The sequence below is a fragment of the Agromyces sp. SYSU T00194 genome, assembly GCF_040496035.1.
Classification (GTDB): domain Bacteria; phylum Actinomycetota; class Actinomycetes; order Actinomycetales; family Microbacteriaceae; genus Agromyces; species Agromyces chitinivorans.
Map to the genome: position 1 here is coordinate 1,225,107 of NZ_JBEPJZ010000001.1, position 18,471 is coordinate 1,243,577.

The following is an 18,471-nucleotide window of genomic DNA, read 5'->3' on the forward strand; positions in this document are numbered from 1 at the left end:
GGGCCCCTCGTGCGCGCGTGCCGCCGCTCGCTACGCTCTGACCATGGACCCGGTCGCATGGACCATGATCATCCTGGCCGCCGCGGTGGTCGCCTTCGTCACGAACCGGGTGCCCATCGTCGTCGTCGCGTTCGGCGTCGCGCTCTCGCTCTGGGCGACGGGGGTGCTGACCCTGAACCAGTCGCTCGCCGGGTTCGGCGACCCGACGGTGCTGTTCATCGCCTCGCTGTTCGTGGTGGGCGAGGCCCTCGACACGACCGGCGTCACGGCCTGGGCCGGCCAGCAGGTGATCGGCCGGGCCGGCCGCAGCCCCGTGCGCCTCCTGGTGGTGGTGTCGGCGCTCGCGGCGGTCATGTCGGCACTGATCAGCGTGAACGGCGCGACCGCGGCGCTGCTGCCGCTCGTGGTGGTCGTCGCCGCGCGTGCGGGGCTCGTCTCGTCGAAGATGCTCATCCCGCTCGCGTTCGCCGCGAGCGCGGGCTCGATGCTCGCCCTCACGGGCACGCCGGTCAACATCATCGTCTCCGACGCCGCCGAGGCGGCGGGGGAGCGGCCGTTCGGGTACTTCGAGTTCGCACTCGTCGGCATCCCGCTCGTGGCCGGCACGATCCTCATCATGGTGCTGTTGCGGAACGTGCTGCCCGAGCGGCATCCGCAGTCGATGGCCCGCGACCTCGGCGACTACGCAGCGACCATCAAGCGGCACTACGACCTGCGCACCGAGGCGATCGAGCTGCCGCTCATCGGCGCCGCGCACGGCGCCATGGAGGTCATCGTCTCCCCGCGGTCGTCGCTGATCGGCGCGCGGGTCTTCCCGGGCATGACGATGCCCGACGGCGACCTCGTCGTGCTGGCCGTGCGCCGCGGGGCCGACGACCTCGGCACGACCGAGGAGACGCTGCGCGCCGGCGACACCCTCCTGCTGCGCGGCGGCTGGCGCGAGCTCCGCGACCTCAGCCGCGGACCCGACCTCGTGGTCGTCGACGCGCCCGACCTGATCCGTCGCACCGTCGCGCTCGGCACCGGCGCCAAGCGGGCGATCGGCATCCTCGCCGGCATGGTGCTCGTGCTCGCGACGGGGCTCATCCCGGCGGCGGCCGCCGGCCTGCTCGCGGCCGGGGCGGCGATCCTGCTCAAGGTGGTGAGCGTGCCGCAGGCGTTCCGCAGCATCTCGTGGACCACGGTCGTGCTCGTGGCGGGCATGATCCCGCTCGCCACCGCCTTCACCGAGACCGGCGCGGCCGACATGGTGGCGAACGGGGTGCTCGCGCTCGTCGGCGACTCGGGGCCACAGCTGGCGCTGCTCGTGCTGTGCGTGCTGACCTTCGTGATGAGCCAGCTCATCAGCAACGCGGCGACCGTCCTGGTGGTGATCCCGATCGCCACCTCGATCGCCACGACCTACGACGTGTCGGTGCTGCCGTTCATGATGGCGCTGACCGTCGCGGGCGCCGCCGCGTTCCTCACGCCGGTCGCCACCCCGGCCAACGCGATGGTGCTGGAGCCCGGCGGCTACAAGTTCGGGGATTACTGGAGACTCGGACTCCCGCTGTCGGTATTCTTCGTCGCGATGGCCGTGCTGTACGTGCCCCTGATCTGGAGGTTCTAGCCCGTGAGCGAGCCGACCCGCACCCTGCCCAAGCCCGGCTGGTACCCCGACCCGGCCGGCAGCGGCCGCAGGCGCTGGTGGACCGGGCTCGGCTGGAGCGACCGGTTCGCCGAGCCCGGGCAGATCGGCGGGCTGTCGCGCAACGGCTCGACCTCGTCGGAGTCGGTGTACGGCGAGTGGATCTGGCTCGTCGTGGTGCTGCCGTACGTGCCGTCGCTCGGGCTGTTCTTCATCGACTGGGACCGGTTCATCGCGATGCTGACCTCGCCGAACCCGGACGTCGCGACCCTCGCGGGCGTCCAGCTGATCCTCGACCCCGCCTACCTCTTCCTCATCATCGGTGCCTGGGTGGCGTACTTCCTGGTGATCGCGTTCGCGGCGGCCGACCGGGCACGGTTGCGCCGACTGGGCGTGGAGCGCCCCTTCCACTGGTCGGTGGCGATCTTCTCGGCGACCATCTACGTCGTCGGCCGCAGCATCGTCGTGAACCGCCGTGCGGGTGGCGGCGGCCTCGCCCCCATCTGGCTGCTGCTCGCGCTGCTGGTCGCATCCTCGATCGCGGGCGCGCTCTTCGGACTGTGGTTCGGGCGGGAGCTGTTCGAGACCGTCTCCGCCGTCTACGGCTGATCGCGTCGGCTGATCGCACCGGCGGGCCCCGGAGCGCACCGTACCGGGGTACCGTCAGATATGGCCGGTCGCGACGGGCACGACGCATCCGGCGGGTCCGAGCGCTGGCGCCCCGGTCGTCGGGGCCGGCGCAACCCGCCGGCGTGGACCCGTGCGCTCGCGGAGGGCGACGACGCGGGCTTCTTCGGACCGGGCAGCGCCGTGTGGGCGGTGAACGGCGCACTGCCCACGCTCGTCGCGGGCATCCGGGCCCTGCTGCTGCAGACCCTGCACCCGGGGGCGATGGCCGGCGTGCACGACTGGTCGCGCTACCACGAGGACCCGCTCGGCCGCCTCGACGGCACGGTGCGCTGGATCGCGGTCACGACCTTCGGCGACCGGCGGGCGGCGACGGATGCCTCCGCCTTCGTCTCGCGCCTGCACGAGCACGTCCGCGGCACGTACGTCGACGCGGCCGGCGCCGAGCGCGACTACTCGGCCGGCGACGAGCACCTGCTGCGGTGGGTGCACGACGCCTTCGCCGAGGCCTTCATCGGTGCGCACCTCACGTGGGGCGGGCGCATCCCCGGCGGGCCCGACGCCTACGTGCGCGAGTGGGCGACCGCCGGCCGGCTCATGGGCGTGACCGACCCGCCCGAGTCGCTCGCCGCACTGCGCGCCGAGCTCCACGCCTTCGCCGCCGAGGCCAAGTACGACGAGCGGGTCGCGCACGCGGTCGCCTGGCTCCGACGACCGCGGTTGCCGGGACTCACCGGCGCGCTCTACCCGATCTTCTTCGGCGGCGCCGTGGCCTCCCTCACACCCGAGCAGCGGCGGATGCTGCGCCTGCGACGCCCGCGCTGGCCCGCGATCACCGCGACGCGGATGCTGCTCATCGCGCTCCGCGTGGTGGCCGGCCCCTCACCGAGCGAGCAGGCGGCGCGCCGCCGCATCGCCCGCCTCGCGGCCGCCGATGCTGTGCGCGCGCCGGGTTCCTGACGCCGCCCCGCGCCGCCGCCCCGCGCCGCCGCCGCCCGCGGGTCAGGCGAGCGACTCGACGTGCGCCAGCGCCGTCGCCGCGCCGTGCTCGGACGCGAGGGCCGCGGCGAGCGGCCGGTTGGCGTCGGCGAACGCGGGGATCGCGTCGAGCGCGGTCGCCAGCCGGCGCGCGGTGAGGTGCTTCGCCGGCACCGGCTCGGGGGAGAGGCCGCGCTCGGCGAGGAGGTGCCCCCACCACGGCTGGTCGGCGATGAACGGCACCACGATCGAGGGGATGCCCGCCGCGGCGGCCGCATGCACGGTACCGGCGCCGCCGTGGTGCACCGCCGCCTCGGCGTGCGGGAGCAGCGACGCGTGCGGGGCGTCGCGCACCACCAGCAGGTCGCCGCCGCGCACCGCGGCGGGCACGTCGAGCCCGCCCCACCCCGTCGCGAGCACGCCGCGGCGGCCCGTGCGGCGGAGCGCCGCGGCGACCGCCTCGGCGCGGGCCACGGGGTCGCCCGCCGCCATCGAGCCGAAGCCCACGTAGGTGAACGGCCCGTCGTGGGCGAACGCGCGCAGGTCGCCGGTGAGCTCCGGGGCGGGACGCCCGTCGAGCCACGGTCCCGTCAGCACGGTCGTCTCGGGCCAGTCCGCCGGGCGCGGCAGCAGCGCGGGACTCACCGGCACGAGCGAGGCCGCCGCGGGCGCGAGCGACCCGGTCACCCCGGCCCGCTTCGCGGCGGCCCGCACGTCGCCGCCGAACATCGCCCCGGCGCTCGCCGTCGCCCGGAACGTCAGCCGGTTGAACGGGCCCAGGTCGCGCGCCGCGACCCCCGCCGCCGGGAACGCGCGGGTCGGCGTGAGCGCCGGCACGATCTCGCCGACCACGAGCGGCACGCCGAGTGCCGTGGCCGCGACCTGCGCGGTGAGCACCTTCGGGTGGGCGACGATCACGTCGGGGCGGGTCTCGAGCGCCACCTCGAGCGCTGCGGCGAGCAGCGCCGACATGGTCGGCCTGATGACGCTGCGGAAGTTGCGCCAGGCCGCCACCGGCGAGACCCCCTGCGCATCGATCAGCGCGGCGAAGTCGGCGTGCAGGCTCCGCACCTCGAGGTCGTCGGTGTCGGCGCCTGCGTGGTCGGGCAGCCCGAGCACGACCTCGTGGCCGTGGCGCGTCGCCTCGCGGGCGAGGTGCACGAACGGCACCACGTCGCCGCGGGATCCCGCGGTGAGCAGCAGCAGACGGGTCATGCCCCCATCATGCCGATCCGTCGGCCGCGCGCGGGGCCACCTCGCGCAGGTCGATCGACCAGGCGTGCACGCGCACCGTGCCGCCCCGGCGCCCCGGGAAGTCCTGCTCGCCCTCGTGCCGGAAGCCGAGCCTGCGGCAGAGCGCGTTCGACGGCAGGTTGTCGACCATCGGGAAGGCGAGGAGCAGCGCGCGCTCGGGCGTGCGGTGCGCCGCGGCATCCGCGATCAGCAGTCGCATCGCGCGGGTGGCGTAGCCGCGGTCCTGGTACGGGGTGTGCACGCTCCAGCCCGACTCGAACACCGGGCGGCCGTGCCACTCGTACTCCCAGTAGCCGACCGAGCCGACCGGGTCGGCGACCCCCTCGACCTCGATGCGGTACATCCGGGCGTCGCCGGTCTCCCAGGACCGCAGGTAGCGGGCGTGCCGCTTCAGCAGCGCGGCGTGCGACTCGGGGCCGCCGAGGTACTGCGTCATGCGCCGGGTGTTGCTGTGCACGAGCACGGCGAGGTCGTCGGTCGACCACCGCTCGAGGCTGAGGGCCGGCACGTGTTCCGACGACGCGGGCATGTCAGGCCGCCTCGGCGTCCGCCCCGTCGGGTGCGGGGCCGGATTCCCCGTCGGGCCCGGGGTCGCCGGGTGGCGCGGGCTCGTTCCACGCCTTCAGGATCGCCCAGGAGACCGCCGCGATCGGCACCGACAGGATCGCGCCGACGATGCCGCCGAGGATCGTGCCCGCGGTCAGCGCGACCAGGATGACGAGCGGATGCAGCTTCAGCGACTGCGCCATCACGACCGGCTGGAGGAAGTTGCCCTCGAGCTGGTTGACGCCGATCACGATGGCGATCACGATGAGCGCCGCGACGGGTCCGTTCGCGACCAGGGCGATGAGCGCGGCGAGGGTTCCCGCGACGGTCGCGCCGACCAGGGGCACGAACGCGCCGATGAACACGATCACCGACAGCGGCAGCCAGAGCGGCACCTGCAGGATCGCGAGGCCCACGCCGATGCCGATCGCGTCGACCGCGGCGATGATCGCCGTGCCGCGCACGTACCCGCCGAGCACGGTGACGCCCGTGCGGCCCACGCGCCGCCCGCGCTCCAGCGCCCGGCCGCGGAAGGGCCGCAGGAAGAACGACCAGATGACGTCGCCGTCCTTCAGGAAGAAGAACAGGATCACGACGCCGAGGAACAGCCCCGTGACCACCTGCGCAGCCGCCGAGACGCCGGCGATCGCGCCCGACCCGAACTGCGCGCTCGTCAGGAAGTCGACCACCCAGTCGAACGCGTCGTCGATGACGGACTGGTCGATCGGGAACGGCCCGTCGACGATGAACAGCCGCAGCTGCTCGAACCCGTCGAGGGCGGAGTCGTAGAGCTCGTCCCACTGGTCGCGCACCGCGAAGACGATGCCCGTGATGATGCCGCCGAAGACGAGGATGCCGCCGAGCAGCGTGACCCACGCCGCGAGGATGGGCGAGAGCCCGTGCCGCCGGAGCCAGCCGACGAGCGGCGCGGCCGCCGCGGCGAGGATGAGCGCCAGCAGCACCGGGATGACCACGAGCTTCAGCTGCACGAGGCCGAACACGACGATCGACACGATCGCGACGAGCGCGAGCAGCTGCACCGCGCGCGTCGACCAGCGGCCGAGCGGATCGGTCCAGAGCGCGCGCAGGCTCGGGCGCGGGTGCTCGGACGCGCCCGTCGCGAGCGCGTGACCGAGGCCCGGCCGGTCGTCGTCGCGCCCCGTGCCCGCGGTCGTCCCGCCGGTCGTGGTCTCGTCGTCGCTCATCGGGCCTCCTCGGGTCGCTGCGTCGCCCTCACCCCATCACAGCGGTTCGCGGCCGTCGAGGGAAGGGGGTGGTGCGGGTCGAGCGGATGCGGCGCGCGGACGCGCGCGCTCGCGCGGCGCTCGCCGGAGGCATCCGCTCGCCGCCTACTCGCCCGAGGGGTGCGCCCCCGCCGCGTCGATCACCCACGCGTAGGAGAACGCGCGCTCCCGCCAGGCCCGGTATCGGCCGGAGACGCCGCCGTGCCCAGCGGCCATCTCGATCTTCAGCTGCGCGTCGGCGCCGACCTCGCGGAGCCTGGCGACCCACTTCGCCGGCTCGACGTAGAGCACGCGCGTGTCGTTGAGGCTGGTGACGGCGAGGATCGGCGGGTAGTGCGTCTCGTGCACGTTCTCGTACGGGGTGTACGACTTCATGTACGCGTACACCTCGGGGTCGTGCAGCGGGTCGCCCCACTCGTCCCACTCGATGACCGTGAGCGGCAGGTCGGGGTCGAGGATCGAGGTGAGCGCGTCGACGAACGGGACCTCCGCGAGGATGCCGGAGAAGTGCCGCGGTGCGAGGTTCGCGACTGCGCCCATCAGCAGCCCGCCGGCGCTGCCGCCCTGGGCGACGAGGCGGTCGGGCGCGGTCCAGTCGTCGTCGATGAGCTGCTCGGCGCACGCGACGAAGTCGGTGAACGTGTTGCGCTTGTGCAGCTGCTTGCCGTGCTCGTACCAGAGCCGGCCCATCTCGCCGCCGCCGCGCACGTGCGCGACCGCGAAGATCATGCCGCGGTCGAGCAGGCTGAGCCGCGGGATGCCGAAGCCCGGGTCGATCGAGTGCTCGTACGAGCCGTAGCCGTAGAGCAGCGTGGGGGCCGGGGTGCCGGGAGTCACGAGGTCGCGCCGGTAGACCAGGGAGATCGGGATGCGCGTGCCGTCCTCCGCCGTCGCCCACTCGCGGCGCTGCACGTAGTCGGCGGGGTCGTAGCCGCCGAGCACGGGCTGCTGCTTGCGCAGTCGCAGCTTGCCGGTGTCGACGACGTAGTCGGAGACGGTCGTCGGCGTGACGAAGCTCGTGTACCCGATGCGCAGGGTCGGCTGCGTCCACTCGGGGTTGCCGCCGAGGCCGACCGAGCAGAGCTCCTCGTCGAAGGCCAGCTCGTGCGGGGTGTCGTCGTGGTTCGCGCCGTTCGGCACGCGCGCGACGGCGAGGCGCGGGAGCCCCTCGCGCCGGTACTCGACGGCGACGAAGTCGCGGAACGCGTCGACGCCCTCGAGGCGGATGCGGTCGCTGTGCGGCACCAGCATGCGCCGCTCGCCCTGCGGGTCGTCGGCCGCGACGCTCACCAGCTCGAAGTTCACGGCGCCGTCGTTGTGCAGGATCAGCAGGCGGTCGTGCCCGCGGGCGATCGCGTGCTCGACGTCGTACTCGACGCCGCGCACGCGCGGCCAGACGACGCGGAACTCGCCAGTGGGGTCGTCGGCGTCGAGCAGGTGCGCCTCGCTCGTGATGTTCGAGCCGGCCTCGATGATCAGGTACTTCCGGCTCCGGGTGAGGCCGATGCCGATCCAGAACTGCTCGTCGGGCTCGTGGAAGACCCGCACGTCGTCGGCCGCGGGCGTGCCGACCTCGTGCCGCCAGATCGTGTCGGGCCGCCACGACTCGTCGACGGTCGCGTAGAACACGTACCGGCCGCTGGGGTCGAAGAGGGCGCCGTGCGCGGTGTTCGGGATCTCGTCGGCGAACTCGTCGCCCGTGGCATCCGTCGCCAGCGACCGCAGCCGGATCGTGTAGCGCTCGTCGCCCTCGACGTCGGTCGCGTAGAGGAGCGTGCCGCCGTCCTCCGAGACGTCGAAGCTGCCGAGCGAGAAGAACTCGTGGCCGCGGGCCTCGACGTTCGCGTCGAGCAGCACCTGCTCGCCGGGCAGGGCGCCGCCGTCCTCGGGCAGCTGCGGCGGGTCCCAGTCGTCGGGGCCCGCGACCGGCACGCGGCAGTGGATGCCGTACTGCTGGCCCTCGACCGTGCGCGAGTAGTACCACCACGCACCCTCGCGGGTGGGTACCGACAGGTCGGTCTCCTTGGTGCGGTCGCGGATCTCCTCGAAGAGCTGCTCCTGCAGGAGGGTCAGGTGCTCGTTGCGCGCCTTCGTGTAGGCGTTCTCCTCGTGCAGGTGGGCGAGCACCTCGGGGGAGTCCTTGTCGCGGAGCCACTCGTAGGGATCGTGGAACGTGTCGCCGTGGTGCGTGCGTTCGGTGGGGCGCTTCGGTGTGACGGGAGGAGTGAGCACGGGTTCAGCGTACGTCGTGGGGGTGGTCGTTTTTCAGGAAGGGTTCAGGCCGAGGCGACCGCGTACGCAACGATGCGGCAGATCAGCGGATGCCACGCAGCATCCCACGGCCCTGTGCCGGATCGTTGCGCGGGGTTCCTGAGAACGGCAGCCGTTGCCGCGTGTGACGTCACGGACGGTCGCGGGGTGTACGTCCGACCGAGGTTAGGCTAACCTAAGCACGTCGGACGAGTTCCGGCGCATCCGTCCGCACCACGTCGAGGAGCACCATGCTCGCGAACTACCTGATCGGCCTCCGCGAGGGCCTCGAGGCCGGCCTCATCGTCGGCATCCTCGTCGCCTACCTCGGCAAGATCGGCCGGCGCGACCTCCTCGGCCGGCTCTGGGTCGGCATCGCCGCGGCCGTCGCGATCTCGCTCGGCGTCGGCGCGATCCTCACCTGGGGCCCGTACGGGCTGAGCTTCCAGGCGCAGGAGCTGCTCGGGGGCATCCTCTCGCTCGTCGCCGTCGGCATGGTCACCTGGATGATCTTCTGGATGGGCCGCCACGGCGCCACCCTCGCCGCACAGCTGCGCGAGCAGGTCGACGCGGTGCTCGTGGGCGGCTCGGCCGCGGCGATCATCGGGCTCGGCGTCGTGAGCGTCGGCCGCGAGGGCATCGAGACGGCGCTGTTCGTCTGGGCCAGCGTGTCCGGCGGCGCCGACGCGGCGCTGGGCGTCACGGGCGCGGTGCTCGGCATCCTCACCGCGGTGGCCCTGTCGTGGGCGCTCTCGCGCGGCCTCGTGCGCATCAACCTGTCGCGCTTCTTCACCTGGACCGGCTTCTTCCTCATCGTCGTCGTCGCGGGCGTGCTCGCCTACGCGATCGGCGACCTGCAGGAGGCCGGCGTGATCCCCGGCGCCGGCGTCGCCGCCTTCAGCATCGCGACCGTCGTCTCGCCGTCGAGCTGGTACGGCGCGCTGCTCGCGGGCGTCTTCAACTTCACGCCCGAGCCGACGTGGGCGCAGCTCATCGGCTGGGCCGCCTACCTCGTCATCGCCTCGGCGCTGTACCTGCGGCTGCTGCGGCGCCGCGGCGTGCCCGCCGCATCCGCGCCCGCAGCGCCCGCAGCGCCCGCGACGATCGCCGTCGACGACGGGCGAGCGGATGCCGCTGCGCCCGCGGCACCCGTCGACCTCGACCGCGTCCCCGCGCGCGCCCGCCGGGACCACCAACCCGCCTGACCCCCGGCCGACCGGCCGCGTTCCCCCGCCCACAGCACCGCACCACCGCACCCCACCCACAGGAGTACCCCCATGCCTCGTCGCGCCCGCGCCCTCGCCCCGATCGCCGGAGCCGCCACCCTCGCCCTCGCGCTCACCGGCTGCGTCGCCAACGCCCCCGCGGGCTCGGGCGTCGCCGTCGACATCCGCGACGACGCCTGCGACGTCGCCGTCGACACCGCCGAGGCCGGCACCGTGACCTTCGCGCTCGCGAACAACGGCACCGACGTGAACGAGTTCGAGATCCTCGCCGACGACAAGCTGCGCATCGTGGGGGAGAAGGAGAACATCACCCCGGGCCAGCAGGTCTCGTACGTCGCCCAGCTCCAGCCGGGCACCTACTACACGGCGTGCAAGTTCCAGCAGGTCGGCGCCCCGGTCGGGCTCGCCGAGTTCACCGTCACCGGCGAGGCGACCGAGATCTCCGCCAGCGCCCAGGAACTCGTCGACACGGCCGTCGAGGAGTACACGGCCTACGTCCGGTCGCAGGCCGCCGAGCTCATCCCCGCGGTCGAGGCGTTCGCCGAGGCGTACGCCGCCGGCGACGACGACACGGCCCGCTCGCTCTACGCCTCGACCCGGGTGTTCTACGAGCGCATCGAGCCGACCGCCGAGGCGTTCGGCGACCTCGACCCGAAGATCGACTTCCGCGAGGTCGACGCCGTCGCCGACGGCCTCGACTGGACGGGGTTCCACCGCATGGAGAAGGACCTCTGGGCGCCCGAGGCGGGCGACCTCAACTCCGACGGCCAGGACGCCCTCCTCGACTGGGCGCCCTCGACCCCGCAGGAGCGGCAGGCGTTCGCCGACGGGCTCGTCGCCGACATCACCGAGCTGCACGCGCTCGTGACCGCCGACGACTTCTCGCTCTCGCTCGCCGACATCTCCAACGGCGCCATCGCCCTCCTCGACGAGGTCGCCGCCGGCAAGATCACCGGCGAGGAGGACTGGTGGTCGGGCACCGACCTCAGCGACTTCGCCGCCAACGTGCAGGGGGCGGGCGTCGCCTTCGGGGCCGTGCGCGACATCGCCGAGTCGACCGGCGACGATGGCGCAGCCCTCGCCGAGGAGATCGACGGGCAGTTCACCGCGCTCGAGGCGGCCCTCGCCGAGTACGGCTCGCTCGAGGACGGCTTCGTCGACTACGCGACGCTGACGGATGCCGACAAGCGCACGCTCTCCGACGCGGTCAACGCGCTCGCCGAGCCGCTGTCGCAGCTGACGGCCACCGTGCTGGAGGTCTCGTGACCGGACCGGACGACTCCGTGGGCGCTCCCGAGGCGCCCGAGCCGCGAGGCGCCGGCGCGGCGCCCGAGGCGGCGGCGCCCGGGGCGGCCGCGTCGCCGCACGCCGGCGTGAGCCGCCGCCACCTCCTGGGCCTGTTCGGCGCGGGCGCGGCCGGCGCTGCGGCGGGCGCCGTCGGCGGGGCATCCGTCGCCCTTGCCGCCACCGGCGGCGACGCGGTCGAGCCCGGCGCCCGCACCTACCCGTTCCACGGCGCGCACCAGGCCGGCATCACGACGCCCGCGCAGGACCGCCTGCACTTCGCCGCGTTCGACGTGAGCGACGCGCTCGACCGCGCCGGGCTCATCGAGCTGCTCACCGAGTGGACCGCCGCCGCCGCCCGCCTCACGCAGGGCCTCGAGGTCGCCGAGGGCGGTGCGGTCGGCGGGTCCGACGTCGCGCCCCCGGTCGACACCGGGGAGGCGCTCGGACTGCCCGCGGCCGGCCTCACCATCACCTTCGGGTTCGGCCCCGGGCTGTTCGAGGACGCCGACGGCGTCGACCGGTTCGGCCTCGCCGCCCGCCGCCCGACCGAGCTCGCCGACCTGCCGCGGTTCCAGGGCGACGCGCTCGTGCCGCAGTACACCGGGGGCGACCTGTGCATCCAGGCCTGCGCCGACGACCCGCAGGTCGCGGTGCACGCCATTCGCAACCTGAGCCGCATCGCGTTCGGACGTGCGAGCCTGCGCTGGTCGCAGCTCGGGTTCGGTCGCACGTCGTCGACGTCGACCGCGCAGGCGACCCCGCGCAACCTGTTCGGGTTCAAGGACGGCACCGCCAACATCAAGGCCGAGGAGCGCGACGCGCTCGGCGAGCACGTCTGGGTCGCGCCCGGCGACGGCCCGGCGTGGATGGCCGGCGGCTCGTACCTGGTCGCCCGCCGCATCCGCATGATCATCGAGAACTGGGACCGCGTGCAGCTCGGCGAGCAGGAGATGCTCGTCGGCCGGTCGAAGGGCGAGGGTGCGCCGCTCTCGGGCGGCACGGAGTTCACCGAGCCCGACTTCGACGCGACGGGCGCGGCCGGGCAGCCGCTCATCGACGGCGCGGCGCACGTGGCGCTCGCCCACCCCACCCGCAACGGCGGGGCGCGCATGCTCCGCCGCGGCTACAACTTCGTCGACGGCAACGACGCGCTCGGCCGGCTCGACGCCGGGCTGTTCTTCCTGTCGTTCCAGCGCTCGCCGCAGCAGTTCATCGACGTGCAGCGCAGCCTCGCGGCCGACGGGCTGAACGAGTACCTCAAGCACGTGGGCTCGGCGATCTTCGCGGTGCCGGGCGGCGTGGCCGAGGGCGAGTTCGTGGGGCAGCGGCTCTTCGCCTGACCCCCGCGCGCCGGTGGTCGACGCTGTTCAGGAACGGGATGGCCGAATCGGCCGGAATGCGCAACGATCTGGCGCGGATGCGGTGAGGGCGCAGCATCCGCTCGCGTTGCGCAGGAATCGTGCTCGGGGGTCCTGAGAAGCGACCGCACCACGGGAGTAGCGTCGGGCCCATGGATGCGACGGGGGACGGCACGGGGCGGGTGCGGCAGCTGCGGCTGGTCGTCGAGGCCGAGGACTTCGAGGCGGCGCTCGCGTTCTACCGCGACGTGCTCGGCATGCCCGAGCAGGAGGCGTACGAGGCCGACGGCGGTGCGAGGGTGGTGATCCTCGACGCCGGGCGCGCGACGCTCGAGCTCGCGAACCCCGCCCAGAAGCGCATGATCGACGACGTCGAGGTCGGCCGGCAGGTCGCCGGGCACCTGCGGGTCGCCTTCGAGGTGACGGATGCCGCCGGCGTCGCCGCCGACCTCGCCGACGCGGGCGCGAGGGTCGTCGCCCCGCCCACCGAGACGCCGTGGCGTTCGCTCAACGCGCGCTTCGACGGCCCCGCCGGACTGCACCTCACGGTGTTCCAGGAGCTCGACGCCGACGGGTAGGACCTCAGCCGAGCAGCAGGCCGCGGAGCTGGTCGATCGAGTGCACGACCGACATCGCCTCGCCCGCCTCGAGCGGCGAGCCGTAGCCCCACTCGACCATGATCGTCGGCACGTCGTTGACCGCCGCCCCGATCGCGTCGTAGCCGCGGTCGCCGACCATCACGGGCCGGGAGAGGTCGACGCCCCGCTCGCGCAGGCGACGCAGCGCCTCCGCGACGATGTCGCTCTTGGCCGAGCGCGTCTCGTCCTCGCTCGCGCCGCAGATCACGTCGAAGTGCTGGGCGAGGCCGTGGTGCTCGAGGATCTTCGCGGCCAGCGACTCGGGCTTGCTCGTCGCCAGCGACAGCGGCACGCCGGCCGCGTCGATCGCGGCGATGAGGCCCGCCATGCCGGGGAACACGGGGGCGTGCAGCGCGTGGTTCGCGTAGTGCTCGCGATAGACGTCGATCGCGTGCATGGTCTCGTCCTCGTTGAAGCCGCCGTGCATGCGCATGGTGTCGGTCAGGGGCGGACCGACGAAGAGCGTCAGCTCCTCGTCGTTCGGCACCGGGAGGCCGAGCGTGGTGAAGGTGTGCTTCAGCGAGTCGATGATGCCCGGCGCCGAGTCGGTGACGGTGCCGTCGAGGTCGAGGAGCACGGCCGACCAGCTTCGGGTCACGGTCGGCGTGGGGGGAACGGTATCTGACACGCGCGCCATGGTACGCCCCTTCCGTGTGAACGCTCACGCCGTGTTCGGGGGGTACCCCGGACCGTATCCGGGCGATCGGTCGGGACCTGCGGCGGGCGGAACGCAGGAGATTCCCGGTCGGGAGGCGCTCCGCGCGCCTAGAACAGCGTCGGGCGCCCGCTGTCGACGCCCTTCATCTGGTCGTAGTCGAGCACGACGCAGCGGATGCCGCGGTCCTCGGCGAGGGTGCGGGCCTGCGGCTTGATCTCCTGGGCGGCGAACACGCCCTGCACGGGTGCGAGCAGCGGGTCGCGGTTCATCAGCTCGAGGTAGCGGGTGAGCTGCTCGACGCCGTCGATGTCGCCGCGGCGCTTCAGCTCGACGGCGACGGATGCGCCCGAGGCATCCGTCGCCAGGATGTCGACCGGCCCGATCGCGGTCATGTACTCGCGGCGCACGAGGCGGTAGCCGTCGCCGAGCAGCTCGATCTGCTCGGCGAGCAGCGCCTGGAGGTGCGACTCGACGCCGTCCTTCTGCAGGCCGGGGTCGACGCCGAGCTCGTGCTCGGAGTCGTGCAGCACCTCGTGCACCGACACGATGAGCTGGTCGTCGGTCTTCGCGTGCGTGACGCGCCAGCGCTCGGTGATGCCGGCGGCGGCCTGCTCCTCGTCGGGCGCCTCGACCGCGAGCGCGCAGGGCGGGCTCATCCAGTTCAGCGGCTTGTAGCTGCCGCCGTCGGAGTGCACGAGCACGCTGCCGTCGGACTTCAGCAGCAGCAGCCGCGTGGCGAGCGGCAGGTGCGCCGAGAGGCGGCCGGCGTAGTCGACGGAGCAGCGGGCGATGACGAGGCGCACCGTGCGATTCTACGTGCCGGTGGCGGATGCCCCTGACGGCGGCACGGCCCGCGAACGCTCGCGCGCGGCCGGCGCCGCGAGGCCCGACAGCACCATGAGGCCGAGCACCACGAGCAGCCCGTTCAGGATGCCGAAGTGCTCGCCGAGGAAGCCGATCAGCGGCGGGCCGACGAGGAACGCCATGTAGCCGATGATCGCCACCGCGCTCACGCGTGCGGCCGACTGGGTCGGGTGGTCGGCGGCGGCCGACATGCCGACGGGGAAGCCGAGCGAGGCGCCGAGGCCCCAGAGCACGGCGCCGAGCACGAGCAGCCAGGTCTGCGTGCCGAAGATGAACAGTGCGAGGCCGACGACGGCGATGACCGCGAGCGCGCGGAGCACGGGCACGCGGCCGAACCGGTCGAGCACCGGCCCGCCGAGGACGCGCCCGGTGGTCATCGCGACCATGAACGCGGTGAGCATGAGCGCGCCGGCGGTCTCGTCGAAGCCGTGGCCGTCGACGGTCGCGATGGCGATCCAGTCGTTCGCCGACCCCTCGGCGAAGGCCATGCCGAGGATCACCACGCCGATCAGGAGCAGGCGCGGGTCGCCCCAGACCGAGAGGCCCGCGCGCAGCCGCGCCGACCACGGCTCGCGGGCGTCGGCGGGGGCGTCGGCGGGCGCGGGTGCCGGGTCGCCGACCTCGTCGCGGCGGGGCACGTAGCGCACCGCGATCACGACGCCGGTGGCGACGACGACCGCGATGATGCCGAGGTGCAGGGCGACCGGCGTGCCCAACGCGGCGAACACGGCCGCGAGGCCGGCGCCGGCGACCGTGCCGAAGCTGAAGAACGCGTGCATGAGCGGCATGATCGTGCGGCCGATCTCGCGCTCGGCCTCGGCGGCGTCGACGTTCATCATCACGTCGACCGTGCCGTTGCCGAACCCGAACAGCGCGAGCCCGACGACGACCAGCGGCAGCGCGCCGAACACGGTCGCGCCGAGGCCGATCGAGACCAGGCCGAGTGCGGCGGTCGACAGGGCGGCGATCATGCCGGCGCGGGCGCCGAGGCGGGCCAGCACGGGCGGTGCCGAGATGAGGCCGACGACGGATGCCCCCGAGCCGGCGAGCAGCACGAGGCCGACGGAGGCCGTCGAGAGCCCGACGTCGTCGCGCACCGCGGGGAGGCGGGCCACCCAGGCCGCCAGCGCGAAGCCGGAGAGGAAGAAGACCGCGAACAGGGCATTGCGCCAGGCGGTCAGCTCGCGCCGGTCCCGCGTGCCCCGGAAGGGCACGTGGGTCGGCTGCGTGTGCGGGGCGGGGGTGGACATCGTCGGCTCGCTGATTCGTGGTGGTGGTGCTCGCCCCGAGCGGGGTCGAATCGATTCGACTAGACTACCTGTGGACGGAGACGGCAGCAACCGGCCCGGATGCCGCAGCATGGGGCCGTGCGTCGCCGCGGCGTCGGTCGGGCGCCGTTCGCATCGAGGCTCCGCCCCGTGGCATCCGTCGATGCCATGGAACTTCACAGGGCAGCACCGCCCGGACGCCCTCCCGCACACGTACACTCGCACCACCCACCGCATCCACCGAGGACCACATGCCCACCGACGCACCTCCAGCCGAACCGGCGCAGCGCTGCACGCTCGCCGACGTCGCGGCACGTGCCGGGGTCTCGCCGTCGACCGCGTCGCTGGCGTTCTCGGGGTCGGGCCCGGTGTCGGATGCGACGAAGGAGCGCGTGCTCGCCGCCGCATCCGAGCTCGGCTACGCGGGCCCCGACCCGCGCGCCCGGTCGCTGCGCCGCGGCCGGTCGGGCATCGTCGGTGTCGTGCTCGAGGAACGGGTGCGGTCGGCCTTCCTCGACCCCGTCAAGATCCAGATGCTCGACGGCATCTCCGACGCGATCGCGCCGCTCGGCGCGGGCGTGCTGCTGCTCACCGAGACCGGTCGCGGCGAGAACGCCGTGTCGATCGAGGACGCCCCCCTCGACGCGGTCGTGCTCGTCGGCTGCAGCCCGAGGCTCGGCGAGTCGATCGAGGTGCTGCGCCGCCGCGGCATCCCGACGGTCGCCATCGAGGGCGACCCCGGCGAGGACATCGTCGAGATCGGCATCGACAACCGCGAGGCGACGCGCGCCGGCGCCGAGTACCTGCGCTCGCTCGGCCACACGGACGTCGCGACGGTGACCCTCCCGTTCGACGCGGCGCGCACCCGCGGGCCGATCACCCCCGATCTCGAGCACGTCAGCACGGCCGACACCGCGAGCGAGCGCCTGCGCGGCGCACGCGACGTCTACCCCGGCATCGGCGGCCGCGTCGCCGGCGGATCCTCGATCGAGGAGGGGCTCGAGGCCGCGCGCGAGCTGCTGCGCGAGCCCGCGACCCGCCCGACCGCCGTGATCGCCCAGAGCGACCTGCTCGCGGCGGGCGTGATCCGCGCGGCCGAGGAGCTCGGCATCCGCGTGCCCGAGGAGCTCAGCGTGATCGGGTTCGACGGCATCCGCCCCGACGGCCTCCAGGCCGACCTCACCACGCTCGTGCAGCCCTCGGTCGCCAAGGGCCGCGCCGCGGGGGAGGCCGTCGTGCGCATGCTCGGGGGCGAGCGCCCCGAGTCGCTGCGCTTCACCAGTGAGCTCCACGTCGGCGACACGACGGCGCCGCCCGCACGCTGACGCCGACCGTCGCCCGCCCCCGCGATCCCGCGCCCGGCCTGTCGCGAGAACACTGTGCCCGCGCGGCCGCCGCAGCCTAGGCTGACGAGCATGGCGATCGACCTCGAGGCGTTGTACTTCGACCTGCACGAGCACCCGGAACTGTCGTTCGCGGAGCATCGCACCGCCGCGGTGGTCGCCGAGCACCTGACCGACCTCGGGCTCGAGGTGTTCGCGGGCATCGCCGGCACGGGCGTCGCCGCGGTGCTGCGCAACGGCGACGGCCCGACCGTGCTGCTGCGCGCCGACATGGACGGCCTGCCCGTGCAGGAGGAGACCGGCCTGCCCTACGCGAGCGTCGCGCGCGGCACCGACCCGATGGGCCGCGACGTGCCGGTGATGCACGCGTGCGGGCACGACGTGCACATGACCTGCCTCGTCGGGGCGGTCGAGCGGCTGGTCGCGCAGCGCGCCGACTGGCGCGGCACGCTCGTCGCGGTGTTCCAGCCCGCCGAGGAGCGCGACGGCGGCGCGAAGGCCATGGTCGAGGACGGCCTCTACGACCGGGTGCCGCTGCCCGACGTGGTGCTCGGCCAGCACATCTCCGGGCACCCGGCGGGCACGGTCGTCGTGCATGCCGGACCGGCGATGGCGGCGGTGAACGCCGTCACGGCGCGCATGTTCGGCCAGGGCGGTCACGGGTCGCGCCCCGAGACCGCCATCGACCCGGTCGTCATGGCCGCCGCGGCCGTGATGCGCCTGCAGACGATCGTCTCGCGCGAGGTCTCGCCCAAGCAGACGGCGGTCGTCACGGTCGGCGCGATCCACGCCGGCACCAAGAGCAACATCATCGCCGCCGAGGCCACCCTCGAGATCTCGCTGCGCAGCTTCGATCCCGAGGTGCGCACGCGCATGCTCGCATCGGTCGAGCGGATCATCCGGGCCGAGTCGGATGCCTCCGCCGCGCCCCGCCCGCCGGAGTTCACGTACGGCGAGGACTACCCCGTCACCTACAACGATCCCGAGGCGACCGAGCGCACGCGCGCCGCGCTGCAGGCGGCGCTGGGCGAGTCGCACGTCGGCGACCCCGGTCCGGTCACCGGCAGCGAGGACGTCGGCGTGCTCGCCACGTCGGCCGGCGCGCCGCTCGTGTACTGGTTCCTCGGCGGCTTCGCGCCCGAGCTGTTCACGGTGCCGCTCGGCACCATCGAGCCCAGCCTCCCGGCGAACCACTCGCCCCTGTTCGCGCCGCTGCCGCAGCCGACCCTCGACACGGGCGTCGCCGCGATGACCGCCGCCGCGCTGGAGTGGCTCGGCGCGCCCGATGGCGTCTGACCGCGTC

The 18,471-nt window shown here is 73.7% G+C and carries 16 protein-coding genes; 9 read left to right on the forward strand and 7 right to left on the reverse strand.

Annotation, left to right across the window (positions count from 1 at the left end):
- Positions 1–43: 43 nt before the first annotated feature.
- The 3 genes from ABZK10_RS05705 to ABZK10_RS05715 are packed head-to-tail and all read left to right on the forward strand — an operon-like array spanning position 44 to position 3,214.
- Positions 44–1,609, forward strand: a complete 1,566-nt coding sequence (locus ABZK10_RS05705) for an SLC13 family permease (protein ID WP_353808211.1) — start codon at positions 44–46, stop codon at positions 1,607–1,609.
- A 3-nt stretch (positions 1,610–1,612) separates the two neighbouring features.
- Positions 1,613–2,236 carry a DUF2510 domain-containing protein gene (locus ABZK10_RS05710; RefSeq protein ID WP_353808212.1) on the forward strand — a complete coding sequence of 208 codons (624 nt, stop codon included), beginning with the start codon at positions 1,613–1,615 and terminating at the stop codon, positions 2,234–2,236.
- A gap of 60 nt (positions 2,237–2,296) precedes the next feature.
- Positions 2,297–3,214, forward strand: a complete 918-nt coding sequence (locus ABZK10_RS05715; protein ID WP_353808213.1) for an oxygenase MpaB family protein — start codon at positions 2,297–2,299, stop codon at positions 3,212–3,214.
- Positions 3,215–3,256: 42 nt separating this feature from the next.
- Here the strand turns inward: ABZK10_RS05715 and ABZK10_RS05720 are convergent, their stop codons facing one another.
- The 4 genes from ABZK10_RS05720 to ABZK10_RS05735 form a co-directional block, all read right to left on the reverse strand.
- Positions 3,257–4,447 (reverse strand): nucleotide disphospho-sugar-binding domain-containing protein, encoded by a 1,191-nt coding sequence (locus tag ABZK10_RS05720; protein WP_353808214.1) that lies wholly within the window; start codon positions 4,445–4,447, stop codon positions 3,257–3,259.
- A gap of 7 nt (positions 4,448–4,454) precedes the next feature.
- Positions 4,455–5,015, reverse strand: coding sequence for a GNAT family N-acetyltransferase (locus ABZK10_RS05725; RefSeq protein ID WP_353808215.1), 561 nt, complete (start codon positions 5,013–5,015; stop codon positions 4,455–4,457).
- Position 5,016: 1 nt separating this feature from the next.
- The gene (locus ABZK10_RS05730; protein WP_353808216.1) at positions 5,017–6,237 is read right to left on the reverse strand and encodes an AI-2E family transporter; all 1,221 of its coding nucleotides are present in this window, start codon (positions 6,235–6,237) and stop codon (positions 5,017–5,019) included.
- 144 nt (positions 6,238–6,381) lie between these two features.
- The gene (locus ABZK10_RS05735; protein ID WP_353808217.1) at positions 6,382–8,508 is read right to left on the reverse strand and encodes a S9 family peptidase; all 2,127 of its coding nucleotides are present in this window, start codon (positions 8,506–8,508) and stop codon (positions 6,382–6,384) included.
- A 269-nt stretch (positions 8,509–8,777) separates the two neighbouring features.
- On the opposite strand from ABZK10_RS05735, the gene efeU reads away from it, so the two are divergent.
- The 4 genes from efeU to ABZK10_RS05755 all read left to right on the forward strand — a co-directional run bounded on the left by efeU (position 8,778) and on the right by ABZK10_RS05755 (position 12,975).
- Positions 8,778–9,731 carry an iron uptake transporter permease EfeU gene (efeU, locus tag ABZK10_RS05740; RefSeq protein WP_353808218.1) on the forward strand — a complete coding sequence of 318 codons (954 nt, stop codon included), beginning with the start codon at positions 8,778–8,780 and terminating at the stop codon, positions 9,729–9,731.
- Between the two features lie 72 nt (positions 9,732–9,803).
- The gene (efeO, locus tag ABZK10_RS05745) at positions 9,804–11,018 is read left to right on the forward strand and encodes an iron uptake system protein EfeO (RefSeq protein ID WP_353808219.1); all 1,215 of its coding nucleotides are present in this window, start codon (positions 9,804–9,806) and stop codon (positions 11,016–11,018) included.
- Positions 11,015–12,379 (forward strand): iron uptake transporter deferrochelatase/peroxidase subunit, encoded by a 1,365-nt coding sequence (gene efeB / locus ABZK10_RS05750; RefSeq protein ID WP_436408489.1) that lies wholly within the window; start codon positions 11,015–11,017, stop codon positions 12,377–12,379. The genes efeO and efeB overlap by 4 nt, the downstream gene beginning before the upstream one ends.
- Positions 12,380–12,549: 170 nt before the next feature.
- Positions 12,550–12,975: a VOC family protein gene (locus ABZK10_RS05755; RefSeq protein WP_353808220.1), complete on the forward strand. Its 426-nt coding sequence runs from the start codon at positions 12,550–12,552 to the stop codon at positions 12,973–12,975.
- Between the two features lie 4 nt (positions 12,976–12,979).
- On the opposite strand, the gene ABZK10_RS05760 is transcribed toward ABZK10_RS05755, so the two are convergent.
- The 3 genes from ABZK10_RS05760 to ABZK10_RS05770 form a co-directional block, all read right to left on the reverse strand.
- On the reverse strand, positions 12,980–13,663 hold the full coding sequence (locus ABZK10_RS05760) for an HAD hydrolase-like protein (protein ID WP_353808221.1): 684 nt from the start codon (positions 13,661–13,663) through the stop codon (positions 12,980–12,982).
- A gap of 137 nt (positions 13,664–13,800) precedes the next feature.
- Positions 13,801–14,496, reverse strand: a complete 696-nt coding sequence (gene nucS, locus ABZK10_RS05765) for an endonuclease NucS (RefSeq protein WP_353808222.1) — start codon at positions 14,494–14,496, stop codon at positions 13,801–13,803.
- Between the two features lie 9 nt (positions 14,497–14,505).
- Entirely contained in the window at positions 14,506–15,807 is a 1,302-nt protein-coding gene (locus ABZK10_RS05770) for an MFS transporter (protein ID WP_353808223.1), read from the reverse strand.
- A gap of 269 nt (positions 15,808–16,076) precedes the next feature.
- Between ABZK10_RS05770 and ABZK10_RS05775 the strand changes: the two genes are divergently transcribed.
- Both ABZK10_RS05775 and ABZK10_RS05780 read left to right on the forward strand, forming a co-directional pair.
- The gene (locus tag ABZK10_RS05775; RefSeq protein ID WP_353808224.1) at positions 16,077–17,150 is read left to right on the forward strand and encodes a LacI family DNA-binding transcriptional regulator; all 1,074 of its coding nucleotides are present in this window, start codon (positions 16,077–16,079) and stop codon (positions 17,148–17,150) included.
- A gap of 90 nt (positions 17,151–17,240) precedes the next feature.
- Entirely contained in the window at positions 17,241–18,464 is a 1,224-nt protein-coding gene (locus tag ABZK10_RS05780; RefSeq protein ID WP_353808225.1) for an amidohydrolase, read from the forward strand.
- The last annotated feature ends 7 nt before the right edge of the window (positions 18,465–18,471 follow it).

What these genes read in the sequence shown, in the direction of transcription:
- ABZK10_RS05705 (WP_353808211.1), top strand. Translation starts at nt 44, where the DNA reads ATGGACCCGGTCGCATGGACCATGATCATCCTGGCCGCCGCGGTGGTC.
- ABZK10_RS05715 (WP_353808213.1), top strand. Translation starts at nt 2,297, where the DNA reads ATGGCCGGTCGCGACGGGCACGACGCATCCGGCGGGTCCGAGCGCTGG.
- ABZK10_RS05720 (WP_353808214.1), bottom strand. Translation starts at nt 4,447, where the DNA reads ATGACCCGTCTGCTGCTGCTCACCGCGGGATCCCGCGGCGACGTGGTG.
- ABZK10_RS05725 (WP_353808215.1), bottom strand. Translation starts at nt 5,015, where the DNA reads ATGCCCGCGTCGTCGGAACACGTGCCGGCCCTCAGCCTCGAGCGGTGG.
- ABZK10_RS05730 (WP_353808216.1), bottom strand. Translation starts at nt 6,237, where the DNA reads ATGAGCGACGACGAGACCACGACCGGCGGGACGACCGCGGGCACGGGG.
- efeU (WP_353808218.1), top strand. Translation starts at nt 8,778, where the DNA reads ATGCTCGCGAACTACCTGATCGGCCTCCGCGAGGGCCTCGAGGCCGGC.
- efeO (WP_353808219.1), top strand. Translation starts at nt 9,804, where the DNA reads ATGCCTCGTCGCGCCCGCGCCCTCGCCCCGATCGCCGGAGCCGCCACC.
- ABZK10_RS05755 (WP_353808220.1), top strand. Translation starts at nt 12,550, where the DNA reads ATGGATGCGACGGGGGACGGCACGGGGCGGGTGCGGCAGCTGCGGCTG.
- ABZK10_RS05770 (WP_353808223.1), bottom strand. Translation starts at nt 15,807, where the DNA reads ATGTCCACCCCCGCCCCGCACACGCAGCCGACCCACGTGCCCTTCCGG.
- ABZK10_RS05775 (WP_353808224.1), top strand. Translation starts at nt 16,077, where the DNA reads ATGCCCACCGACGCACCTCCAGCCGAACCGGCGCAGCGCTGCACGCTC.
- ABZK10_RS05780 (WP_353808225.1), top strand. Translation starts at nt 17,241, where the DNA reads ATGGCGATCGACCTCGAGGCGTTGTACTTCGACCTGCACGAGCACCCG.